Origin of the sequence: uncultured Helicobacter sp., assembly GCF_910577135.1 — a bacterium.
Classification (GTDB): domain Bacteria; phylum Campylobacterota; class Campylobacteria; order Campylobacterales; family Helicobacteraceae; genus Helicobacter_C; species Helicobacter_C mastomyrinus.
This window is the reverse complement of sequence record NZ_CAJTLL010000023.1, coordinates 1-23766: the sequence shown is the minus strand read 5'-3', so window position 1 is coordinate 23766 and position 23766 is coordinate 1. Positions and strand designations below refer to the sequence as shown.

The window sequence follows — 23766 nt, the reverse complement described above, 5'->3', positions numbered from 1 at the left end:
TTTATAGCCTCTAAGAGCAAAGATTCTAAAGCTTTTTGCTGCTCTGTTTTATTGATAGATTTGGTAAAGTAGGCTTTAGCCAATTCTTTATCAGTCTTCATACTCTTTGAGTAAAGATCTTTCATTTTTGCTCCTTTGATATAAAATATAGATTGCATTATAGCCTTTAATTATACTTTCTAAAAACAGGTTTAATCACATCTCCTTTAAGATAAGAATCTACCCCTTCATTTAAGGCTTTTTTGTATATTTCTAAACTTTTTGCTATGGCTTCAAGCGTATAATCAAGCTCTTTTTGCTTATGAGCATAGCTCATTGATATACAGGGAAAGAGAACATTAGATTTAAGCATTTCTTGCAAAAATAATGTGCGAAAAGCAAGGCTAGATTGCCTATTGCTATCAAAAGTAAGAATATAAGGCTGACACTCTATACCTGTTGCTACAAAGTGTTCGTGGATTTGTAAATCTTTTGCGATTTTATTAATGCCTTGCACGATTTTTTTCCCATAATCCCACAGATATTCTACGATATGCTCTTGTTTTAGAATCTTGTATGTTTCTACAAAAGCCCCAAGTGGAGACATCTCTGCGCCGTGCGTTGTCGATAGAAGGAATACCCTTTCTTTTCCACTAAATTCAATACTTCCTAGACTCATAATCTCTCTTTTTCCTGCTACGGCGGCGACTGAAAATCCATTTGCCATAGCTTTGCCAAAAGTGCATAGGTCTGGTTTTATATTATAGTAATGTTGAGCTCCTTTAATATGCCATCGAAAGCCTGTAATCATCTCATCTAAAATCATCACCGCTCCATACTTATCACATAACAAGCGGACATTTTGTAAAAAATCATTTTTGGGGTGTTCTAAATTAGCCGGCTCTAAAATAACACAAGCGATATTGTTTGGGTATTTTTTAAATAGAGTTTCCAAAGATTCTATATTATTGTAGTGAAAGGTAAGCGTATCTTCTTGTATATTTTGAGGCACACCACGTTTTACCTCTGTGCTGCCAATAAACCAATCATCATAGCTAAAAAATGGGTGTTCTAAACAACGTGCAATAAGCGTTCTACCAGTATAAGCTCGCGATAGCTTTACAGCTGCACTTGTAGCAGTAGAGCCATTTTTGGTAAATTTCACCATATCTACACTATCAATAGCATTAATGAGTGTTTGAGCGGCTTCAAGCTCTATGAGTGATGGGCGTGTGAGGTTGTTTCCATATTCTATTTGTTGAATCGCCGCTGCATTAACACGCGAATCGCTATAGCCTATACATACCGCTCTAAGTGCCATACCATAGTCTAAAAATGCTTCTTCTTTCTCATCATATACATATGCCCCTTTGCCTCTTTTTAGAATCTGTGGAGCATTACTTGGATATTGATCGTATCCACGTGAATATGTATGCGCTCCACCCGGAATAGCATTGAGTAATTGTTCTTGATAATTCATTCTGTCTCCTTAACTTATGTACTAGGCTATTTTCTTGCCTCTAAAATCCCCCAATTGAGCAGTATACCCGCAGGGATTTTTAGATGTATAGGAGTTTTGTTTATATCCCCCCCCCCCATTGTTTAGAGCTAATATATGATTTTCTTCTTGAGAGAGTCTAAGAGTAAAAGTTCCAATACCCCTTTGTGCTAGGTTTCGTTCAAAATCTATATGGGGAGAAAAAGGTATCATATTTATAGAGGAAACTAAATCCCCACACATATCAATAATGCTTTGTGTGCAGTAAGTATTGTAATAGGTATTGATAAGCGGTGATTTTGGATTATGTGGATTGAGGCTTGAGGCATAGAGCAGTCCTCCTTGTTTTAAAACTCGTCTCACTTCTTCTACAAGAGGCAAAAGCTCATTTTCATCAAAGATAAGCAAAACTCCCCAACAAAACACTAAATCAAAAGTATTATCTTCAAAAGGTAGAGTGTGTAAATCCCCTTGAATAAATTGCATTCTCTCTTTAAATGGAGTATTAAATTCTCTAGCTAAGTCTAAACCATCTTCATTATAATCAAGTAAAACAAAAGTAGCATTTGGAAAAAATGAAGCCAAATGATAGCTTAATGTCCCTCCACCACAAGCTAAATCTACAATTTTATAAGGAGCATTTTTATCTAAAATACCTTTATTTATAGCCTCTAAGAGCAAAGATTCTAAAGCTTTTTGCTGCTCTGTTTTATTGATAGATTTGGTAAAGTAGGCTTTGCTTTTCTTATCCATTTGAGTGGCTTTTAGGTAATTGTCTTTTGTGATTTTCATAGCCTCTCCTTGTATTTTGTTGCCAATGTTTGAATAATGGCGAAATCATCTTCATCATCTATCTCAAAGCTTTTCCATTTTGGGACTTCAAAGCCTAGAGTTAGCTCGTGATAAAAGTTTTTATGCTCTAAAAGTGCTGTAGTCAGGCTAATATACAAACTCCCTTCAAAAAAATACACAGGCTTAATATCCTGTCTGCGTAATGGCGAGAAGTCTGTATTTTCATAAGGGCGAATAAAATCATTATGAAGATATACAAGAAAAGCGGGGTTACTTCCCTCTGTGGCGCAGATTCCCACTATGGATTGTGCTTTTTTGTGATTATGGAGAATTTCAATGGCTTTATCCACATCTCCCCTCTCTCTTAAAGGGCTTGTTGGCTCTAGTAGCACCACATAATCAAATTCTTTATTTAACTCTTTTTTATAATAATCAATACAATGCTCTAATACTTCAAAAGTAGTAGTCGTATCACTACTTAAATAATCAGGTCTCAAAAAAGGCACATTAGCCCCATAAGATTTAGCAATATCTGCATAAATATTAGAATCTGTGCTTACTACTATCTCATCAATATACTTAGAATCTAAAGCAGCTTGAATACTCCAAGCTAAAAGTGGCTTACCACAAAGTGGTTTAATATTTTTATCAGGTAACCCTTTACTTCCACTTCTCGCAGGAATAATGGCAAGAAAGCTATGTCCTTGATACATCAAGCTACCCCCATATAAGAGATAGGAGATAGATAAATAAGAGAGTTTAAAGGGTAGTTTGGTATAAAGGGGAATGTGAATGGTTTAAGAATTAATGTATTACCCCCCCCCCCGCTGATTTGTTGCTTATTAGCGTGATTAAGCATAAAATCCACAAATGCAAAATCAAGTGGCGTATCAATATCTATGCTCCGCTCTTCTGGCATAATGAAAAGCCCTGTGTTTGGAGTAAATACACTATCATTTTCTAAAAGTGCTTCGCGTTTCCAGATGTAAATACTTGCATTCATATCATAGCATTTTGGGCTATCTTGTCGCCTTAGAATAGGTTTTGGTGGTTTTTTGCTTAGATTCACTCTTTTTTCTCCTTCCTCTTCAAAGATTTCTATGAGATTGAAATATGGACTTTTTCGTGCTGGAGAGGCTGTGATGAGAATGTCATTATCATCGTGTAGAAATTGTTCATAAGCTTGTGTAATATCACTTACTAAGCGCAATGGGCTTGTCGCATCAAGGTCAAAAATCACATCAAAATGTGTTTTGTAGTGTGCTTCACTTCTAAGTAGAGCGTCCCGTATAGCAGGAAGCTTACCAGAATCATCGGTAGCAAGGGCTTTATCACGCAAGAAAAATACTTCAGCTCCGTATTCTTCACCTACTTTGGCAATATCCTCTGAATCTGTGCTAAGCACGATGTGAGAAAAAAGACGCGATTGAAGAGCCTGAATGATTGTGTGAGCTAAAAGTGGTTTGCCAGCAATAGGCATAATATTTTTATTTTTTACACCTTTGCTTCCACCACGTGCGCCGATTACACAGAGTATATTTTGCGTGAGTTTCATATTTTTAATCCTTGTGAGAGTTTGCATAAGAGATGAATCGAGGGTAGGCAAGATTCCCTTTGAGCCTGCTTGCAATACGGCAAGTAGGTCTTTTGGGATTGTGTGTGAAGTGAAAGATGGAGAGTGCAATACACTTTGGTGCATAATGGCAAAAAGTTCATTGCGAGCAAAGCTTATACTTTGGGTGTTTTGGACGCCTTGTTTGGTAAAAGTAGAGAATGTGTTTTGTATTAAATCGCATTCATAAGTTGCATTTGTGGTATGAGCTCTTATAGTTCTCCGTGGGATTTTACTGAAGTAATTGCAGGTAAGATTGATAATTGCACCTTGAGCAGTATGGGCTACAAAAGTGAGAATATCATCACTTGAGATTTCCAGTTCGGATATTTTACCATTAAAACCTTTGATACTTTCATATATAAAATCCCCAAAAAGCCATTGTGTATAATCTAGCTCGTGGCTTAGGTCGAGCAATACTCCCCCACCCCTTTTTTTATGAGCACTATAAGTATGACGATAGTCTGTATTCTCTCTCCATAGTGGTAGATAAGAACCGCAGGAAATTTCTACAAAATAGGGCGTTTCTTTTTCTAAGGCTTGGCGCATAAGCCACAAAATAGGGTGAAACCTTAAGCAAAAGCCTATCACAATCGTATTTTTACCACTAGGGGCAAAATAAAGGTTTGATTCAAAAAGGGGCTTTTCAACAAAAATAATTTTGTTTTCACACAGAGAATCAATATATTTTAAATCTTGAAAATGTTTTGCTGTGGGTGAAGCGATAATGTAATAATCAAAGGCTGCTATATCGGGTAGGGATTCAAAAGTAGGGTAGGCGTTAGGAAGATTTTGAGAGCTAATCAAAGTGATATGAGCGTTGAAATATTGTTGCAATACCTCACTATGGCGTTTCCCAATCGAACCATATCCTACAATAAGCACCTCAAGAGACATTTAGGCGACCTTTGGATATGCCAAATAATGCGCTGCTGTAGGAATGCAGATATAAGGATTATTAATTAGCTTTGTATCTGCCCCCCCCCCCATTACTTTCGTAGCTAAAAGAGTGGCAAAATCAAAATCAAGTGGGCTATCAATATCACTTGAATATATATTATCCATTTTATAAGCAATGCTTTGAGGCGTGAAAAAGCTTCGGTGCGTTAGCAGGGATTGCGTTTTTGCGATAAAAATTACTCCATTTAAGCGATAGTATTGCGGTAAATCTTGGGAGCGGACATTGCGGATAGAATCCTGCAAAAAGCCATTCATATTTTCATCTTCGGGCAATGTATTACTCCAAAGAGGGGAATGCTCACATTTACACACAGAGATAAGAGAATCCATATTGTGTGTAATAATTTTTTCACAAGATTCTTTAATATGCCAACTTTGACGTAAAGGACTAGTGGGCTGCAATAGCACCACATAATCAAATTCTTTATTTAACTCTTTTTTATAATAATCAATACAATGCTCTAATACTTCAAAAGTAGTAGTCGTATCACTACTTAAATAATCAGGTCTCAAAAAAGGCACATTAGCCCCATAAGATTTAGCAATATCTGCATAAATATTAGAATCTGTGCTTACTACTATCTCATCAATATACTTAGAATCTAAAGCAGCTTGAATACTCCAAGCTAAAAGTGGCTTACCACAAAGTGGTTTAATATTTTTATCAGGTAGTCTTTTGCTCCCACTTCTGGCAGGGATTATAGCAAGGAAAGAGGCTCCATATAACACTTTGATATACCCTTAAGTTTTTGTGCGAATTGGAGCGTCATTCTAGCATAAGAATTTTATTTTTTCTCTTTAATTTTAAAATTTTGGCTTTTAGAAACACTGAAGTTTTGAAAAGGTTTGAGTAATGATTTTTGCGTTTTTTGAATGAGTATGGCGTAGGTATAAAATTTGTCTGGCATATCGGTGAGATATGAATCCGTGGCATTATCTTTTCGCTCTAGGAAAAAACGAGAATGCAGTATGTTTATATTTCTACTTGAGAGTAAGTTAAACAATGTTTTTGTATCGGTAAAAAAGTTTGGGTGTCCATTTTTACGTGCGCCTATTTTAGTTTCTTTAGCCATTGTGTCAGTATCTAAATAATGATTATTTTTCCCCGTGATAAGAGCTACTCCACCAATTTTAAGCACACGTAGTACTTCTTCTAATGCGATATGTTGAAAACAAGCATCAAATACGCCATAGCAAAATACAGCATCAAAACTATCGCTAGAAAAGGGAATCTTGTCATCTTTAAGAAGTTTTTTCACATTGATATGGGGATAGTTGTTTGATATGTAATCAATACAGGATTGTGCAATGTCGCAGCCATAATATATACATTTGTATTGTTCAAAATAAGGAATAGCCCTTCCAAATCCACAACCATAATCAAAGTGTGTGCTGCCCCCCCCCCCGTAAAAGCACATTAAAGTTGCCTTTTTGTAGGGCGGAAATTTCTTCTTTTGTTTGCACTGCTATGCCAAATGTGGATTGGAGGAGTTCGCAAATAGCTTGAGTGCTTTGATCAAGGGGTCCTGCTGTATCAATGCAATGCACAATATATACAACAGGTTTGCTCATAAGAATTACCTTTAGTTTTAGGACGTAGTTGGTAAGGCATAATTATAATGTGTAAAAATAGATGCGACTTTTTGCATTAAGATAAATGATTTTTAGAGATATGAGAGTGATATGAGAAACAATAAATACTCTATTTATCTAATTCTGTCTAAAAATCTTTAGATTCTCTAATCTATTATGCCCTTGCTGTTGCGATGTAACCGCTGCATTCGCACGAAGTGCTTATCCACACTTGCAAAGTGAGATTCTAAGGTTTAGAATCTATATTCATTATTGGCTCGTTCATATTCTTCATGTGCGCCGATATCTATCCAATAATCTGTAATGAGATATGAACGCACATCATAGTTTGTTTGACTTAATAGGGTATTGAAAAGATGAGGCATATCAAAGAATGTATCCTTTGGGATAAGAGACAGAGCTTGGGGTTTTAAGCAGTAAATTCCAGCATTGACTAAGACATTTTGCACCGGTTTTTCTGTTAATTTAACAATTTTGTTTTCTTCACATTCTACCACACCATAAGGCACCTGCATACTATATTCTCTAACGCCCATAGTAGCACAGGCATTGCTTTGTGTGTGAAAAGATAGCATTTTTGTAAAGTCAATATCGCTTAATATGTCTCCATTCATCACAAAAAAACTTTGATTTTCTCCTTTGCTTAAAAAATCCGCATCGATGAGACTTAGCGCTCCTGCTGTCCCTAGCGCTTTTTCTTCTTTAATGTAAGTAATAGATAAGCCAAATGAATGCCCATCACCAAAATAATCTTCAATAATATGAGACTTGTAATTCACGCATAGCACGATGTTATAAAAACCTTGTGATTTGAAACGTTCTAAAATAATCTGCAAAATGGGCTTTGAGCCAACTTTTAGCATAGGTTTTGGTATAGATTCTGTAAGCGGGCGCAAACGCATACCTAAGCCTCCAGCCATAATAACAATCGTATTGTGTAATCGCGTTTCTCTTAAAAGCGAAGAGATAGATTCTATAGCGACGATACGTCCATTATCATCAAGTAATGGAATCTCATAAATATTATGCTGGGCAGAGAGGGCAATAAGCTTTTGCTTACTATCGTGAATTGAGGCAGTAATGGGGGATTTTTGAATGATAGATTGTATAGGGCTTGATAAATTTAGACCTTTTGTAAGCCCACGGCGGATATCTGGGTCAGTAATAATACCTAAAAAATTATCATCTTTATCGACTACTATGAGTAATCGCACACCATCATAAACGCCAAATATTTTTAAGGCTTCCTGCAGTGTCGTATCAGGAAGCACGGAGATTCTTTTAATATCTTGCATTTTTTGCCTTTAATATTTTATGTTGGGGGTGTTTAGATTTTTAGAGGCTATTATAGCATAAACACAGATTTGCATATTTTTCAAATGACATAAGCAATATGTAAGTTTTAGCTATTTAGTTTTATTTTATGATAGAATCCATTCTCATTTTAAATAGAAAAGGAGCACATATAATGAAGTATTGTAAGAAATGTGTAATGCCAGATACTCGTCCGGGCATTACTTTTGATAGTGATGGTGTATGTATGCCGTGCAAAAATCACGAGCGCAAGCAAAAGGTAGATTATGAAGCACGATTTGAGGAGTTTAAAAAGCTTTGTGATACATATCGCGGGTGTAATGGCGATTCTTGGGATTGCGCGATTGCTGTAAGTGGAGGGAAAGATTCTCATTTCCAAACTTATATGATGAAGGAAGTTATGGGTATGAATCCTATTTTGTTTTCCGTAGAGGATAATTTTTCAATGACAGAAGCAGGTAGGCATAATTTGCGTAATATTTCTGAAGCCTTTGGTTGTCATCTTATCACATTAAAGCCGGATATCCGCACACAAAAAGCCCTAATGCGTAAAACATTTGAAAAGTATGGTAAGCCCACTTGGTTTATTGATAGGCTCATTTATACTTATCCTATTCATATGGCGTTAAAGTTTAATACACCATTGCTTGTATATGGAGAAAATGTAAGCTATGAATATGGTGGTGGAGATAGCGAGGAAACATATAGTGCGCGTGAAATTTTAAGTAATGGCGTAGCAAGTGATATTTCACTAGAAGACCTTATTGATGAGCAGATTTCAAAAAAAGATCTTGACTTAACTATTGCCCCCCCCCCGTTAGCTTTCAAGCAGCTTGACCCCATTTATCTTTCATATTTTATTCCTTGGAATTCATATTCAAATTATATTTTTGCCAAATCGCGCGGATTTCACGACCTTATTGGTGAATGGGATAGAACTATGTGCGCAGAGCAATTTGACCAAGTGGATTCTATTGCTTATTTAGTGCATGCGTGGATGAAGTATCCTAAATTTGGTCACGCTTGCGCTACGGATTATGCGGCGCGATTTATTCGCTATGGTATGATGAGCAGAGATGAGGCTGTGGAGATTGTAAGGCAGAGGGACCATAATCTTGATTCTAAAGCGGTAGAAGATTTTTGCAGATTCGCTGGATATAGGGAGAGTGAATTTTGGGCAATTATAGATAAGTTCTATAATCGTGAAATTTTCACTAAAGATAGGTTTGGCAGATGGGTGCTTAAAGAACCCGTATGGAAATCTTAAAGACAAAATAAAATACAAAAATAAGGGAGTAAAAATGAAAAAAAGATATTTTAAATACCCATAATTGTATGGAGGGGGTGTTTGAGATTTGTTTATGCTATGTGCTGCATCACAATGAGGAAAGAGGAATTTTAGCCCCACACCACATTTACCCAATTTCCCACGTGCTTTCTTATAGTATCATAGAGACTTTTCCCCATAGCCTTTATTTATAATGAGAAAGGGGAAGAATTCCTACATTAAATTCAATTCTACAAAACAATACGAAGCTTTACTCTAAAGCCTCTACTTGATTATTCATTAATAAAGGCAGTAAGAAATCGCGATACTTGCTTAATACGTGGGATTCTGTCTTTGTCTGTTTCATTAGTGCAAAAATAGGCTCTATTTCTTTTTGCAATGATAGAAAAATGCTTTCACAATATGGCATATAAAGATTTTCAACCGCTGCTCCTGCGTGTTTGATATTTGTTCCTGTGGCATATTGAGTAATGGTATATTGAATATAAGAATCGTTAAAAATACAAAAAAGTCCTGCTTGGCTTATAAGTTTATGTTTATCTGTGATTTTTCTAATACCCGATGAATAAGTGCCATTTAGCCCATAGGCTACTCTGCCTACGCTTCCATCAAATGACACAAGCAAATCATTTTTATTGATGAGCGGCGTCCTCCTTGTTAGAATCTATATAAACGCTATTTTGACTATCTAGCATATCGCCTACGCGATAAAACTTGATATGATTTGGTGTTAGTTGAGATTGGGCATAACTTGAAGTGCCAAATTCTGCTCCACGTTCAAAATGTAATCGATGAGAGAGCTTGAGAACTTCCCAATCTTTGGGAATCTCGCGTTTGAGTGTTTCATTATACACCATTGCGCCACCGCTTGATTTGTAGGGTTTGCCCTGCTCATTAGGGAAGTTAAACTCCACAAAATAGCGTGTGTAAAGGAGTTTAGCGAGATTCTCTAGCTCTTTACTAATGCGGTTATTGAGTTCGATTTTGCTATCAAGCACACTTAAGATTCTAGCGATATTGTTTTGAATGGGTAATGGCGGTAAAGCTAAGTCTAAATCTAGTAAGTCATCAGGCGTGATTGATGGGTAGCTTGAGGTGCTTGTTGAAGCGATTGTGTGAAGTAGATTTATATAATGCTCTTGCGTGAGATTGTAATATAAAAAATCTGCATTGGCATATTCTTTATTTTCTATGGTTAGTGTTGCAAACCCTGTGGAACAAACCATATTTTCTAGTGGTTGCTTAATAATGCCATAGTGTTTGAGATTTGGGCGAACACACGAATATAGAATCATATCTTTTTCTACAATTTGCTTTGCTCTACTTGGGATTTTATCTCGTTTAACTTTAAGATATTTCACGCTTGATATTGTATTGTCCGTAAGATTTGCTGTTTCAAGGTAATTAATAAAAGAAATTTCTTTTAGATTTATAGTTTGGGATTCTGTGGATATTATATCCCCCAACTTTACCCTCTCCCATTCTTTTGGTAATGTGTATTTCATAGAATCTCCTTTAGAATAATTAAATTGTCATTGCGAGAATGCGTAGCATTCGTGGCAATCTATAGAGTGAGATAAAGCCTTTAAGTATGGATTGCTTCACTTGCGTTCGCAATGACGTTTCAGTATGGATTTGCAAGTGTAGATAAGCACTTTGTGCGTATGCTTTGGCTTTGCCTCGCAATGACAAGCGGTGTTTTTACTCTATTTCCCCCTCCCTTTGCGGAGGGGGATAAAGGGGGTGGGGAATCCTAAAATCATAAAAACCCCTCCCCTAGCCCCTCCCGCAAGGGGAGGGGAACAAGATGTGTGGAATCTCCGCAACGGGAGAGGGGAACAAAGAGTGAGACAAGATATACAATGGACATAGCAGATTGCTTCGTCCTGTCGTCCTCGCAATGACGGAATGCTCGTAGTCATTACGAGGGCAAAGCCCGAAGTAATCCACCACGTAAAGATAAAAATTGCACTTGATTCTATGGATTTGCGATAACAGATTGGCACGTTGTGCAAATGGATTGCCGCCCCTCGCAATGACGTTATAGTGTAATTAGTCATTGAACTTTATTTTTGCAAAGTTTTCTAGAATCTGCTTTTGCAAATCTTGGCTTTGGGTGAAAAGTGCCTCTAGGCTTTCTTTACTCTCTTTTATCTTGGCGTTAAATTCTGTCTCGCTCATATCAATATGCTCGATTTTAAAGTCAAAATACTGCCCCGCGGAAAAAGAGTAGTTTTTTGCCGCGATAGATTCTAGGCTTACTTGTATGCTAAAGTCCTCTATTGCTTGAGATTCTATAAAGGCATTGATGATTTTTAGCTCATCATCTTTGCTTAAAAATACTCGCTCGTTTTTATCGATTTTTTGCTTTGTCCCTAGCTTTGAAGCATCGACAAGCAGGACAAAATCGCTTTTTTTGCCTTTGTCTATAAAGACTATGGATACATTTGTGCCTGTGGTGGCAAAGATATTTGGAGGCATTGTTATGCAGCCACTCAAGGCTTTAGAATCTACAAGGTGTTTTCTAATGCTCTTTTCTATGCTGCTTTGCGCGGTGATAAAGCCCGTACGCACGACTATGGCGGCTTTACCTGTGGGGGAGAGGGAGTTTAGCAAATGCTGGAAAAAGCATAGATATACTGCCATTTTATCTTTGTCTTTATTGGGAATCTTTGGCACACCGGCGAAAAAGCGCGTTTTATCACTAGCGAGTTCATTTCTATACTCGCTAAAATCAAGCTTAAAAGGGGGATTGCTCACGATAAAATCAAAGCTCTTGTGCGTGTGGCGCAGGTGGGTTAGGGTATTACCCTGTGTGATGTTATGGATAGAATGGGCGAGATTATTTAGGATAAGGTTTAGGCGCAGCAATGAGCTAGACTTTTGGCTAATGTCTTGGGCATAGATGGAGCATTTGCTCTGCCCAATAGCGTGGGCTAGGCTCATTAGCAATGTGCTAGATCCTGCGCTTGGGTCATAGCAGGATACGCTTTTGTAACTCTCCTTGCCTACAAGGATTTGTGCCATAATGGCAGCTACGGAATGGGGCGTGTAGTATTCGGCGTATTTGCCGCCATTGTCTTTGTTATAATCTTTGATAAGGTATTCAAAGAGCGGTGCGAAAAAGTCATAGCCTTGAGAAAATGCCCCTTCAAAGTCAAAATCACTTAGTGATGATATGAGGGCTTTAGCTACGCCATCACGTTTGCTTTGATCCGTGATGATAGGCATAAGTGGCTCAAAAAGCTTGATTTTGCTCCCGCCCTCAGTAGCGATAGAGAAAATCTCTGTATTGTTATTTGCGATATTTTCAAAGGCATTATCAAGCTTGGTGTGGAAGTTTAGGTCATTTTGTGCGGAAAAAAGCGCGGGAAATGTATCACTAGGGGCAAATTTGACATTTGCGCCGATGTCTTCTAGTAGCATTTGATAGTGCTCATCGGGCATAGATTCTAGCTCTTTGTAAAGGGCAATAGCATCTAGTTTGGCTAAACGTGATTCTGCTCTTTTGACTTCATACGTGAATTTGTCATTTAAAAATTTGTAAAGAAATACTTGCGTGATGATTTTATACTCTCCGGCGTCATTGCCTAGTCCGCTTTGTGCGCAAATGGCTTTAAGCCTATCAATAAGCGCGATGATTTGGCTCTGCAGGGTGGAATCTTGGGCTTGTGTGGGCGGTGTAGATTGGCTCATTCTATGCTCCTTTGTATTGATGCAGGTATTCATTAATGATAAGATGTAAAAGTGTGGCGCGATTGTCGCGGTTGTAGTGTGAATCTAGCAGGGATTGTATGTTGTCTTTGCTTTGCTGGGTTACTTCGTGTTTGAAATAGTCTTTATTTTCTATGATGTGCTCATTATCTAAAAGGCTTGTATCGATTTTGTGCTTTATGGGCATAAGTTGCGCGTGAAGTGCGCTATCTTGTAATGTAGGGTAAGATTCTCTAATGCGTTTGTGAATGCGTAAAAACTTCGCGTCATTGTTGTATTTAGCACGTAGGCGTTCGTCTTTGGCATTATGCAAAGTGATTTGCTCCTCTAGGGCTTTGTATTCTGCGCTTAAAGCGGTGATTTGCTCTTGGGTGGGATTAATGTCTCTTTTGGCTAAGAGCCTTTGAAGCTCTTCATATAGTGTGATATATGTCTTGTCTTTTGGGTCGTGATTATTGCTAAAGGCTTCTCGCACTTTGCTAATTGTGATTTTAAGGGAATCTAATAGGATTAGCTCATTTTGTCCTCTTTTTTCAAAATGGAATATGTAATCTTCTAGGGCGGTGTCAAGCAATGCTTTTGAGGGGGATTCTTGAGATAGGGCTTCTTGTAGGTGGAGTGTGTGCAGTCTCCTATCTAGGACTTTTAGGAGTTTAGCAAAGGTGTGGAATCAAGCTTGTTTTTAAGCGTGTCATAGCCTTGTATGGTGATGAGATTATAGAGTGCTGCGGCGTTATTAATAGCGGATTTTAGCTCGTGTATATCAGCTTTAGGGAGATTTTGGATTTGAGTTGCGAAGACTTCTGCATTGTGCGTGTCGTATTCCCATAAGGTTTGGTTTATCTCTTGCAATTCTTGGGCTATCTCCTCTTGGGTTTTAAAAAGTTTGCTATACGTTTCTTTCTCATCATCTAGCTCATTGCTTAGCTCGTCCCAATAGGCTTTGTTGGTCTTGTCAAATTCTTTATCAATATCTGCAAAATCCACCACATAGCCATAATGAAAGTTTTTGTATGGGCGATTGACACGCGTTAGGGTTTGGAGGAGATTATGCTCTTTTGCCTCGCGGCAGAGATAGAGCTTCTTTAATCTTGGGGTGTCAAAGCCTGTAAGCAGCATAGCATAGACAAAGATAATATCAATCTTGCCATTTTTGAAAGATTCTATATAAGTGCCTACGTCTAATGTATCGTGCAGAATAAGGGCAGTTGTGAATCTTAAGGGGCTTGTAGATTCTAAACTATCATTTATGCCATCATTTGTAATGTGGTTTGTGTCTGGGGGGGGGGGGCAATAGCCGCTTTTAAGCGAGAATCTATACTAAGAGAGCGTGAAATCTCATAGAGAGATTTAGCTTGCTGGGAGCTGTGGCATACAACCATCGCGCCTATGGTGTTATCACCGAGTTTGATTCTACTTGTGGCAAAGTCGTTTATGATATATTCACAAAGCGGGGTTGTGAAATTTTTATGCGCATAGATAGCACTTGCATTTAAAGAGCCTTGCTCAATTTTAAGTGTCTCAAAGGCGGCATTAAGCGAGGCTTTGTAGCTACTTTGTATGTCTTCTTTGATAAGACGTAGGATGTAGCCATCTTTGATAGAAGAATCATAATAGTATTTATGGATATAATCCCCAAAAATATGCGTGGATTTCTCTCTTTTGGCACTTTGTAGTAGAGGTGTGCCTGTGAGCGCGAGGAAAATCGCTTCCTTATCGACATTAAAAAGATGAGTGAAAAACTTAGCCGCGGGCTGATAGCTGCGGTGGGCTTCATCTATGAAAAATATGAAAAATATGCGTTGGACTTTAAGATGATAAACATTTGGCACACTTAGAGCATCTTCGCTAAACTTTTGGATATTAACAACAATCATTTCATCTCTGCCCTCTGTGTTATTACATTTGAGCGATTGTAGTTCTTGGATAAAATCTTGCTTAGATTCTATAGCTTTGACGGATAAGCCGCGTTTTTTAAATTCGTTGTAGGATTGTTGAAGCAAGTCTAGCCTATCCACGATGAAGTAAAATTTTGTCGTGATAGAGTGCGCTTGATAAAAATCTTTTATTGCTCTTAGTGCGTAGAAGCTTAACGCGGTTTTACCTGAGCCTTGCGTGTGCCAAATAATGCCTCTTTTATGAGAAATGTTTAAATCTTTAGTGTTTGTCTCGTGGTGAGGCTTAAGCCAATCGTGCAGTTTAGATTGTATAGTGAGGGTTGCAAAAAACTGCGGATAGCGCATAATGTGCTTTTGTATGCTGTGGCTATCTCTCACAAAGGCTATGCCATAACGTAAGAAAAACATAAGACGTTGATGTGAAAAAAGCGAGATAAGAAGGCGGTTTGTAGGCGTGTCTAGGGCGGTATTTGTGTGAAATTCTGGCGTGTTAAGAATAGCTTGAGTATTCGTATCTTTTAGAATCTGTTTGATAGCGTTAGTCTCTAGCGGTGCAATATCTTGTGTAGGCAGGGTGTGAGATAGCTCCTCTCTAAAATGCTTTAGCTTAAGATTATAGCTTGTGGAATAGAATGCGCCATTTATGGGAGTAAGCTCGGTTTCATTATACTCTGTATTGTTAGAATATACAATCATTTGCGTGAGGTTAAAATATCGCTTAAAACTTTCATCGCTAAATCGCCTTTTGACACGTTCAAGTTCTGCTTGGATACCTTGAATATTATTTGGTATTTTCACTTCTACAAAGGTAAGGGGCAGTCCATTGATAAGAATTGTAATATCTGGGCGGAAGCTCCAGCGCAGATAGCCTTCCTTGTTTATATTGCTTTCATCACCACCATAGGGCAGCTCTGTAAGCACTTCAAAAGCATTATTGTCTCTATTATCCCAATCAATAAGGCTTATAGCACCTAATCCCTCTATTTTGTGGTTAGTTAGCCCTAAAATGAGTGCGTTGTAAAAACTTTCGCCTTTATCATCAAAGGAAAGCAATTCTGTAAGGCGCGTTAGAATCTTAGAGTAATGCTCTTGTTTTATGGTGGGATTTAGCCTCTTTAGGGCGGAGTGAAAGCTCGTAAGGAATATATTTGTTTGTTTGTGGAAAGCTGATTTTGTGTTTTTGTCATTAAGCGATATGTATTCAAAACCTAAGCGGACAAGTGTAAGTAAAGATGGAATCTTAACGCGCGTATTTTCGTTAAAATTATTAGAATATGTCGTCTCATCTCCAAGAATATTTTTAAGGCTTTTGTAAGATACAAAATAAGTGAGCCGTGATATTATCACAGAGATTCTAAAAAACTTGTATAATTATATATTTTTTAGATGAAATTTTGAGAAAAAGAGGTGCAATGACTACGCAAAGCCATATTCGCAATTTTTCTATTATCGCTCATATTGATCACGGCAAATCTACACTTGCTGATAGGCTCATACAGGAGTGTGGGGCGGTGAGTGAGCGCGAGATGAAAGCGCAGATTATGGATACTATGGATATTGAAAAGGAGCGAGGCATCACCATTAAGGCGCAATCAGTGCGTCTAAGCTACCCATACAAAGGGCAAACCTATATTTTGAATCTTATCGATACGCCCGGACACGTGGATTTTAGCTATGAGGTGTCGCGCTCTCTTACATCGTGTGAGGGGGCATTGCTCGTAGTTGATGCAAGTCAAGGCGTAGAGGCGCAAACTATTGCAAATGTGTATATTGCAATGGAAAATGATTTAGAAATTATCCCTGTGATTAATAAAATCGATTTACCCGCAGCAGACCCTGAACGCGTGTGTGAGGATATAGAATCTACCATTGGCTTAAGCTGCAAGAACGCACTAAAGGTAAGTGCAAAGAGTGGAGAGGGTATAAAAGCCTTAATTGAGCATATTATAGAGCATATACCTGCTCCAAGTGGTGATGAGAATGTCCCTACAAAGGCTCTTATCTATGATAGTTGGTTTGATAACTATTTGGGGGCTTTGGCATTAGTGCGTATCAAAGATGGCGCGTTGCACGTAGGGCAGGAAGTGCAGATGATGAGCAGTGGCAAAAAATATGAGGTGCTGGGCTTATATTATCCTCACCCGGTGCAGAAAATTCCCACGCAGAGTATTCTTTGCGGTGAGATTGGCATTATCTCACTTGGGCTAAAAACGCTCACTGATATGGCAGTGGGCGATACGATAACCGATGCGAAAACACCAACAGATGTAGCCATAAGTGGTTTTAGACCGGCTAAGCCCTTTGTATTTGCTGGAATCTATCCTATTGAAACAGATAAATTTGAGGAATTGCGGGACGCGCTACATAGGCTTAAACTTAATGATTCTGCCCTTAGCTTTGAGCCTGAAACAAGCGTAGCTCTAGGCTTTGGCTTCCGCGTGGGATTCTTAGGGCTTTTGCATATGGAGGTGGTGAAAGAGCGATTAGAGCGGGAGTTTAATCTCTCACTTATCGCTACTGCGCCAACGGTGGTATATGAAGTGTATTTAACCGATGGTTCTAAGGTGTTAGTGCAAAATCCTAGTGAGCTGCCCGAAGTCCAAAAGATAGAATCTATCTATGAACCTTATGTAAAGGCGAGTATTATCACTCCTAGCGAATATGTGGGGAATGTTATCACTCTATTGTCAAACCGCCGCGGGGTGCAGGAAAAAATGGATTACCTCACGCAATCACGTGTTATGCTTGTGTATGCTCTGCCGAGTAATGAGATTGTAATGGATTTTTATGATAAGCTAAAGTCCTGCACGAAGGGATATGCGAGTTTTGATTATGAGCCTATCGGGTATAGGCAGGGGGATTTGGTGCGCCTTGATATACGCGTGGCGGGAGAGGTTGTTGATGCCTTATCTATCATCGTAGATAGGCAAAAAAGCTATGAAAAGGGCAGAGCATTGGTAGAATCGATGAAAGAGATTGTCCCAAGGCAACTTTTTGAAGTGGCGATTCAAGCGAGTGTGGGGAGTAAAATCATCGCGCGAGAGACGGTGAAATCTATGGGAAAGAATGTAACGGCAAAGTGCTATGGTGGTGATATAACGCGTAAGAGAAAGCTACTAGAAAAGCAAAAAGAGGGCAAAAAGAGAATGAAAGCTATCGGCAGGGTAGAGCTACCTCAAGAGGCATTTTTAGCGGTGTTAAAGATTGATGGGTAGGATTATGGGAAATATAAAGACAAGGAGCAAAGAGGTATGAAGGGCATTATCTTAGCCGGGGGTAGCGGTACAAGGCTTTATCCTAGCACATTGATGCTCTCAAAGCAGCTTCTACCTGTGTATGATAAGCCTATGGTGTATTATCCACTCTCTGTGCTGATGTTAGCAGGTATTAAAGAAGTGTTGATTATCTCCACACCAAAGGATACGCCTAGATTTAAAGAGATTTTTGGGAATGGTGATTGGCTAGGAATGCATATAGAGTATTGTGTGCAAACCTCCCCCGATGGCTTGGCACAGGGCTTAATCTTAGCGGAGGATTTTATCAAAGATGATGATATAGCCTTGATTTTAGGGGATAATATTTTCTATGGGCAGGGCTTTACCCCTATGCTCCTTGAGGCAAAAGAAGCGGCAAAACAAGGTAAGGCGACGATTTTCCCCTATCCTGTGAAAGACCCTCATCGCTTTGGTGTGGCGGAGCTAGATTCACAAGAGCGTGTGATAAGCATTGAGGAAAAGCCCTCTAAACCAAAGAGTAATTTTGCTGTAACGGGATTGTATTTTTATGATAATGAGGCGATTAGCATTGCTAAAACGCTCCGCCCAAGCCCACGAGGAGAGCTAGAGATTACAGATGTGAATCTTGCCTATCTTCAAAAGGGCAAACTTATGGCACAAACATTGGGGCGGGGCTTTGCGTGGCTTGATACAGGTACACACGATAGTCTTATTGATGCAGCGACATTCGTGCAGACCATAGAGCTACGGCAGGGGTATAAAATCGCGTGCTTGGAGGAAATCGCCTATTATAATGGCTGGATAGATGAGAAAAAGCTTTTGCAAAGGGCTGATTTCCTTGATAAAAGTGGCTATGGGCAGTATTTACGCGCTATCATAGAATCTCCTTATATGGAGCGAGAATGAAGCATATTCTTATCACTGGTGGAGCAGGGTTTATCGGTAGTAATTTTATAAACTACTTTTTACGCAAATATCCGCAATATTTCCTTATCAATTTAGATTTGCTCACTTATGCTGGGGATTTGGCAAATCTAAAAGACATAGAATCTTATGCAAACTATGCATTTATAGAGGGTAATATTTGCGATGAGGGGCTGGTAAAGGATATTTTTGCAAGATATAATATTGAGGCGGTGATTCACTTCGCTGCGGAATCTCACGTGGATAATTCTATCGCTACTCCTTCAAAATTTGTGCAAACTAATGTCAATGGGACTTTTAACCTTTTACATAATGCGTATTTAAGCTGGTTTAATGCGCCACATTGTCCTAAGAGTGGCAAGGAAAATGCGGTATTTCATCATATTAGCACCGATGAGGTATATGGCTCTTTGGGCGAGAGTGGATATTTCACAGAAAGCACCCCTTATGCGCCAAACTCGCCTTATTCTGCTTCAAAGGCGGGGAGCGATATGCTTGTGAGGGCGTATTTCCATACGTATGGGCTAAAGACGCTAATGACAAATTGCTCAAATAACTATGGTCCTAAGCAGCACGATGAAAAGCTTATCCCTACAATTATTCGTAACGCACTGCAAGGGAAGTCAATACCTATTTATGGTGATGGCAAAAATGTGCGCGATTGGCTTTTTGTGAAGGATCATTGTCGTGGAATTGATGTGGTGTTTCACTCTTGCTATTTTGGAGAGAGCTTTAATATCGGTGGAGGCAATGAAAAGAGCAATATAGAGCTCGCGCAAATGATTTGTAAGGTTTTAGATGAAAAATACCCTAAGGAGACAAGCTACAAGGAGCAGATTACCTTTGTGCAGGATAGGGCAGGACACGATAGGCGATATGCGATAGATTTTAGCAAGATTCATAAGTTCTTAGATTGGAAACCTAGTGAGAGCCTTGAGAGTGGCATAGCTCAAACCATTGATTGGTATATTCATAAATATAGGGGCTAGAGGTGTATCAGCTTATAGATTTTTCATTTTTTAATGATAAAGATTCGGTGTTAGTAGCATTGCAAAATAATGTAAATTGTCCTTTTGAGATTAAAAGGGTGTTTTATATCTTTGGTGTCCCAAGTGGTGGAAGTAGGGGTGAGCACGCCAATAGAATCTCTCAATTTTTGTTTATCGCACTATGTGGGAGCTGCACCATAGAGGTGGATAATGGCAGGAAGCAAGAGAGATTTATCCTTGATAATCCTAGGCAGGGTTTATTCTTAGGCGCAATGATGTGGAAAAAGATGTATGATTTTTCTAAGGATTGTGTCTTGCTTGTATTAAGCGATAGCTATTATGATAAAGATGAATATATTTACGAGTATGAGCGCTTTTGCGGCATTGCGAAAATGAGAGATTAAGCTATGATAGAGAGATGAAAGGTTGGTGCGATGATTACGTTTTTGGATTTACATAAAATTAATCAAAGATTTCAAAAGGAGCTAGATTCTGCATTTGGGGAGGTTCTTGATAGCGGCTGGTATGTGATGGGGGAGCAAAACAAGGCTTTTGAGCGGGAGTTTAGCAACTATTGCGGGGTGGAGCATAGCGTAGGCTGTGCAAATGGCTTGGACGCATTGCGACTTAGCATTAAGGCACTTGGCTTAGGCATAGGAGATCAGGTCATTGCTCCTGCAAATACCTATATCGCCTCTATTTTAGCCATTTCCGATAATAGCTGCACTCCCGTGCTTGTCGAGCCAGACATTGCTACTTATAATATCAATCCGCATTTGATAGAATCTCACATCACGCCACAGACAAAGGCAATCCTTGTCGTGCATCTTTACGGGCAGGTTGTAGAAATGCAGAAAATATGGGAGATTGCTAAGAAGCATAATCTTTATATCATCGAGGATAGCGCTCAAGCGCACGGAGCTATGTATCAAGGCAAGAGGGCAGGGACATTGGGCGATGTGAGTGGATTCTCATTCTATCCGGGTAAGAATCTAGGCGCCCTTGGCGATGGCGGGGCGGTTACCACAAAGCACAAAACCCTTGCGGATAAGATTCGCGCATTTGGAAATTATGGCTCACATATCAAATATGAGAATCTCTACAAAGGGCTAAATTCAAGGCTTGATGAGCTACAAGCGGCATTTTTACGCATTAAGCTAAAAATGCTTGATAGCGATAATGCAAGGCGGCGGGAGATAGCGCATTATTATCGCACACATATTGATAATACACATATTGTTTTGCCTCAATGTAAAAGTGAGGAAGGGCATGTGTGGCATTTGTTTGTCGTGCGTTGTATGCATAGAGAAAAACTTCAAAAATATTTGCAAGAGAGGCAGATTCAAACGCTTATCCATTATCCTATCCCGCCGCATAAGCAAGAGGCTTATAAGGAATATAGCCATTTGTATTTGCCTATCACAGAGCGCATTCACAAAGAAGTGCTATCTCTGCCTATAAGCCCTGTGATGAGTGATGAAGAAGTGCAAATCGTGGTTGATAGTATTAATCACTTTAAGCCATAGAATCTAGCACAAAGCTTAGAGTTCAAGGGCGAGCATTCCTGCAAAGTCATTTTCAATACCAAGCATATCGAGTGCACCGGCGATATTACCTCTGTGGTGAGTGGCGTGATTGAGTAATCCTAGTATCAAATGCGCTCTGCTTTTGCTTATGCGAAAGTCTTTGCCTAGCTGCAAAGTTTCAATTTTGCTAAAATCATTTGTGCTTTCAATACTCTTTATAATCGCCTCATTGACTTGCTCTTGTAATGCGCTGAAAGCCTCAATGTCCTCTATGATACTTTCTTTAAGCGTGAAATTGGGCTCTAGGTATGTAAGTAGCTCCTGTATTTTAGGATTTTTATCCCCTAGTAATGCGCTCACTTGCCCTAGAAATAGTCCAATAGCTCCCACGCAGCTATGTGCAGCAGTGTGCATAATACTTTTGTAATACAAGCCGCAATCTTTATAGAGTTCTGCTTTTTTGCCATTTTGGGCTACATTTTTGAATACATCAAACATAGCTTTGTCTGCCATTTTGTTATACTTTGCCTGAAGTAAAAGTGCTTCTTTCATTTGTTCTCCTTGTGGTGTGTTCATTTATGGATTTTTATCAGTAGCTTGATATTTTTGCTATGGTAAAAAGCGCTGGATTCTATCATATTATCAATAAAATTTATGAATAAGAATCTACACAAAGTAAAGAGTATATGAAATATTGCTATAAAATATTATTTATGCGTAAAATTATGGTATTTCTACAAAAAAGTAGGAAAATTTATTCTACTCTTAAGCGCAATTTTATTGTTAAGCGCAATTTTATTGTATTCATTGTATTATGTGAGCGAAGTAAAGAATAAATGTTTGGCATATTTTACTTTTGCTATATAGAAAAAGGAGGGGTTTAAGTATGAAGTTTGCTTTGGGTATTAACGCAAAGGTATCGCTAAGCACCACGATTTTGGTGCTTATTAGCTTTGGGGTATTGGCATATTTTGTCTATTTTGGGACAAAGCAGACGATTACTCATATAGAATATGATGCACAAGAAAAGAAGATTGCTCAATTAGAGAGTCTTATAACAGTTTATGTTGATGAAAAAAAGCGCCTCATTTATTCTCTCGCACAAGAAGCACTAGGAAGTGGTTTGAATGAGAGTCAAATGATTCAGAATCTAAAGCTTATCCAAACTGCAGGAGATTTCAACCTCGCTTACATCGGCTTAGAATCTAATGGTAGAATGCTACGAAGTAATGGCAATCACACCTATGCTAGCGATGAATATGACCCTCGAAGTCGCAGCTGGTTTTCTATCCCTAAGACTTCACTTAAAGATGAAGTGCTGGGGGAGCCGTGGATCCAGACTTCGTATAAGATTCCCGTTTTTGGCTTTTCTGCGCCATTAATAATGAATGGTAAATTTGTGGGTGTGGCAAGTGCAGATATTGCGCTTAAATCGCTTAATAAATATATTCATACGGCTAAATCTATAGAGGAAAATATGGCTGAAAATGTGATCATCCTTGATTCTAAGGGACGCTATGTAAGTCATATTAATGAAGAAAAGCTGCTAACAAGTGATGATATGTCTCAAAAAATTCTAAGCTATTTTAATTCGCAAGAGGAGCATTTTATCCTTAATAGTGATATTGCCACTTGTAAGATTCACGCTCAAACACAATGGCTGCTCTGCTCAATTATTCCACAAGAGAGCATTATAAATAAGGTGTATGATAATAATATGCCTATTTTCACAATGCTTATTATTTTTGCTACTTTTCTTATCGTTGCTCTTTATTTGCTATTGCGTTATCTGCTTAGACCTATTGGGCTTATTAAGGTATACCTACTTGAATTTTTTGCGTTTTTAAATCATAAAAATAAGGAGACAAAACCCCTTGTTTTGCGCAGTAAAGATGAGTTTCAAGAAATGGCAGAAGTCATTGGGCAAAATGTAGAGAGTGTGCAAAAAAATATTTTACAGGATAATCATAGCCTAGAGGCATTTTCTAAGGCGGTAGAGCAAATCAAACGTGGGTATTTGCATTTGCAAATTACCTCAAATGCGCATAATCCGCAAATCAACCAACTTGGTGATTTACTCAATGAGATGCTACATTCGCTTAATCACAATATATCGCATATTCTTAGCGTTTTGCAAAGATATGCTGATAATAACTACATTAAGCAGGATACGGATATTATTAGCGCATTAGAGGGTGAATTGCAAACAATGAATCAAGGCGTTTTTGATTTGGGCGCGGAGATACGCAAAATGCTTGTTGCAAGCCTTGATTTTGCACAAAAGCTTAATGACAAAGCAAAAGATTTGGAAGCTTCTACTAATGGATTAAGTGAAAGCTCAAAAAAACAGGTGCAATCTTTGCGAGAAACTGCTCAAGCTGTAGAAGAGATTACTTCATCTATGCAAAATGTAAGTGGTAAAACAGGAGAAGTCATTCAACAA

The 23766-nt window shown here is 38.6% G+C and carries 21 protein-coding genes and 2 pseudogenes; 7 read left to right on the top strand and 16 right to left on the bottom strand.

The window, feature by feature from the left end; genetic code table 11:
* Positions 1-166: 166 nt before the first annotated feature.
* From QZ289_RS09580 to QZ289_RS09545, 9 genes and pseudogenes are all read right to left on the bottom strand, one after another.
* Positions 167-1459, bottom strand: coding sequence for a glutamate-1-semialdehyde 2,1-aminomutase (locus QZ289_RS09580; RefSeq protein WP_295701999.1), 1293 nt, complete (start codon positions 1457-1459; stop codon positions 167-169).
* Between the two features lie 21 nt (positions 1460-1480).
* Positions 1481-2269, bottom strand: a complete 789-nt coding sequence (locus QZ289_RS09575; RefSeq protein ID WP_295701998.1) for a methyltransferase domain-containing protein — start codon at positions 2267-2269, stop codon at positions 1481-1483.
* Entirely contained in the window at positions 2266-2982 is a 717-nt protein-coding gene (locus tag QZ289_RS09570) for an acylneuraminate cytidylyltransferase family protein (protein ID WP_295701996.1), read from the bottom strand. The genes QZ289_RS09575 and QZ289_RS09570 overlap by 4 nt, the downstream gene beginning before the upstream one ends.
* Before the next feature lie 137 nt (positions 2983-3119).
* Positions 3120-3824 (bottom strand): annotated as a pseudogene (locus QZ289_RS09565) (hypothetical protein); the annotation flags it as partial.
* A gap of 309 nt (positions 3825-4133) precedes the next feature.
* Positions 4134-4778, bottom strand: a pseudogene (locus tag QZ289_RS10470) (Gfo/Idh/MocA family protein); the annotation flags it as partial.
* Positions 4779-5570, bottom strand: coding sequence for an acylneuraminate cytidylyltransferase family protein (locus QZ289_RS09560; protein ID WP_295701994.1), 792 nt, complete (start codon positions 5568-5570; stop codon positions 4779-4781). It lies immediately after the preceding pseudogene.
* A 56-nt stretch (positions 5571-5626) separates the two neighbouring features.
* On the bottom strand, positions 5627-6259 hold the full coding sequence (locus tag QZ289_RS09555; protein WP_295701992.1) for a class I SAM-dependent methyltransferase: 633 nt from the start codon (positions 6257-6259) through the stop codon (positions 5627-5629).
* On the bottom strand, positions 6222-6413 hold the full coding sequence (locus QZ289_RS09550) for a hypothetical protein (RefSeq protein ID WP_295701990.1): 192 nt from the start codon (positions 6411-6413) through the stop codon (positions 6222-6224). Before QZ289_RS09550 ends, QZ289_RS09555 begins: the two co-directional genes overlap by 38 nt.
* Positions 6414-6667: 254 nt before the next feature.
* The gene (locus tag QZ289_RS09545; protein ID WP_295701988.1) at positions 6668-7729 is read right to left on the bottom strand and encodes a nucleotidyltransferase family protein; all 1062 of its coding nucleotides are present in this window, start codon (positions 7727-7729) and stop codon (positions 6668-6670) included.
* Positions 7730-7902: 173 nt separating this feature from the next.
* Between QZ289_RS09545 and QZ289_RS09540 the strand changes: the two genes are divergently transcribed.
* Complete coding sequence (locus tag QZ289_RS09540; protein WP_295701986.1) at positions 7903-9015, top strand: N-acetyl sugar amidotransferase; 1113 nt, start codon at positions 7903-7905, stop codon at positions 9013-9015.
* A 271-nt stretch (positions 9016-9286) separates the two neighbouring features.
* Here the strand turns inward: QZ289_RS09540 and QZ289_RS09535 are convergent, their stop codons facing one another.
* From QZ289_RS09535 to QZ289_RS09510, 6 genes are all read right to left on the bottom strand, one after another.
* Entirely contained in the window at positions 9287-9655 is a 369-nt protein-coding gene (locus tag QZ289_RS09535) for a hypothetical protein (RefSeq protein WP_295701984.1), read from the bottom strand.
* 13 nt (positions 9656-9668) lie between these two features.
* Positions 9669-10541 carry a restriction endonuclease subunit S gene (locus QZ289_RS09530; protein ID WP_295701982.1) on the bottom strand — a complete coding sequence of 291 codons (873 nt, stop codon included), beginning with the start codon at positions 10539-10541 and terminating at the stop codon, positions 9669-9671.
* Between the two features lie 547 nt (positions 10542-11088).
* Entirely contained in the window at positions 11089-12732 is a 1644-nt protein-coding gene (locus tag QZ289_RS09525; protein ID WP_295701980.1) for a class I SAM-dependent DNA methyltransferase, read from the bottom strand.
* Position 12733: 1 nt separating this feature from the next.
* Positions 12734-13324 carry a hypothetical protein gene (locus tag QZ289_RS09520; protein ID WP_295701978.1) on the bottom strand — a complete coding sequence of 197 codons (591 nt, stop codon included), beginning with the start codon at positions 13322-13324 and terminating at the stop codon, positions 12734-12736.
* Positions 13325-13395: 71 nt separating this feature from the next.
* Positions 13396-13869, bottom strand: a complete 474-nt coding sequence (locus tag QZ289_RS09515) for a hypothetical protein (protein WP_295701976.1) — start codon at positions 13867-13869, stop codon at positions 13396-13398.
* 128 nt (positions 13870-13997) lie between these two features.
* Positions 13998-15995 (bottom strand): DEAD/DEAH box helicase family protein, encoded by a 1998-nt coding sequence (locus QZ289_RS09510; protein ID WP_295701974.1) that lies wholly within the window; start codon positions 15993-15995, stop codon positions 13998-14000.
* 65 nt (positions 15996-16060) lie between these two features.
* Between QZ289_RS09510 and lepA the strand changes: the two genes are divergently transcribed.
* Genes lepA through QZ289_RS09485 form a run of 5 tightly spaced genes read left to right on the top strand, consistent with a single transcriptional unit; the run spans position 16061 to position 21323 of the window.
* On the top strand, positions 16061-17863 hold the full coding sequence (lepA, locus tag QZ289_RS09505) for a translation elongation factor 4 (RefSeq protein WP_295701973.1): 1803 nt from the start codon (positions 16061-16063) through the stop codon (positions 17861-17863).
* Positions 17864-17899: 36 nt separating this feature from the next.
* On the top strand, positions 17900-18790 hold the full coding sequence (rfbA, locus tag QZ289_RS09500; protein WP_295701971.1) for a glucose-1-phosphate thymidylyltransferase RfbA: 891 nt from the start codon (positions 17900-17902) through the stop codon (positions 18788-18790).
* The gene (rfbB, locus tag QZ289_RS09495; protein ID WP_295701969.1) at positions 18787-19797 is read left to right on the top strand and encodes a dTDP-glucose 4,6-dehydratase; all 1011 of its coding nucleotides are present in this window, start codon (positions 18787-18789) and stop codon (positions 19795-19797) included. The genes rfbA and rfbB overlap by 4 nt, the downstream gene beginning before the upstream one ends.
* A gap of 2 nt (positions 19798-19799) precedes the next feature.
* Entirely contained in the window at positions 19800-20201 is a 402-nt protein-coding gene (locus QZ289_RS09490; protein WP_295701967.1) for an FdtA/QdtA family cupin domain-containing protein, read from the top strand.
* A 30-nt stretch (positions 20202-20231) separates the two neighbouring features.
* Complete coding sequence (locus tag QZ289_RS09485; RefSeq protein ID WP_295701965.1) at positions 20232-21323, top strand: DegT/DnrJ/EryC1/StrS aminotransferase family protein; 1092 nt, start codon at positions 20232-20234, stop codon at positions 21321-21323.
* Between the two features lie 15 nt (positions 21324-21338).
* Here the strand turns inward: QZ289_RS09485 and QZ289_RS09480 are convergent, their stop codons facing one another.
* Positions 21339-21875: a DinB family protein gene (locus QZ289_RS09480; RefSeq protein WP_295701963.1), complete on the bottom strand. Its 537-nt coding sequence runs from the start codon at positions 21873-21875 to the stop codon at positions 21339-21341.
* A 334-nt stretch (positions 21876-22209) separates the two neighbouring features.
* Between QZ289_RS09480 and QZ289_RS09475 the strand changes: the two genes are divergently transcribed.
* Positions 22210-23766 (top strand): methyl-accepting chemotaxis protein (locus tag QZ289_RS09475; RefSeq protein WP_295701961.1); only part of this gene is annotated, 1557 nt, incomplete at its 3' end.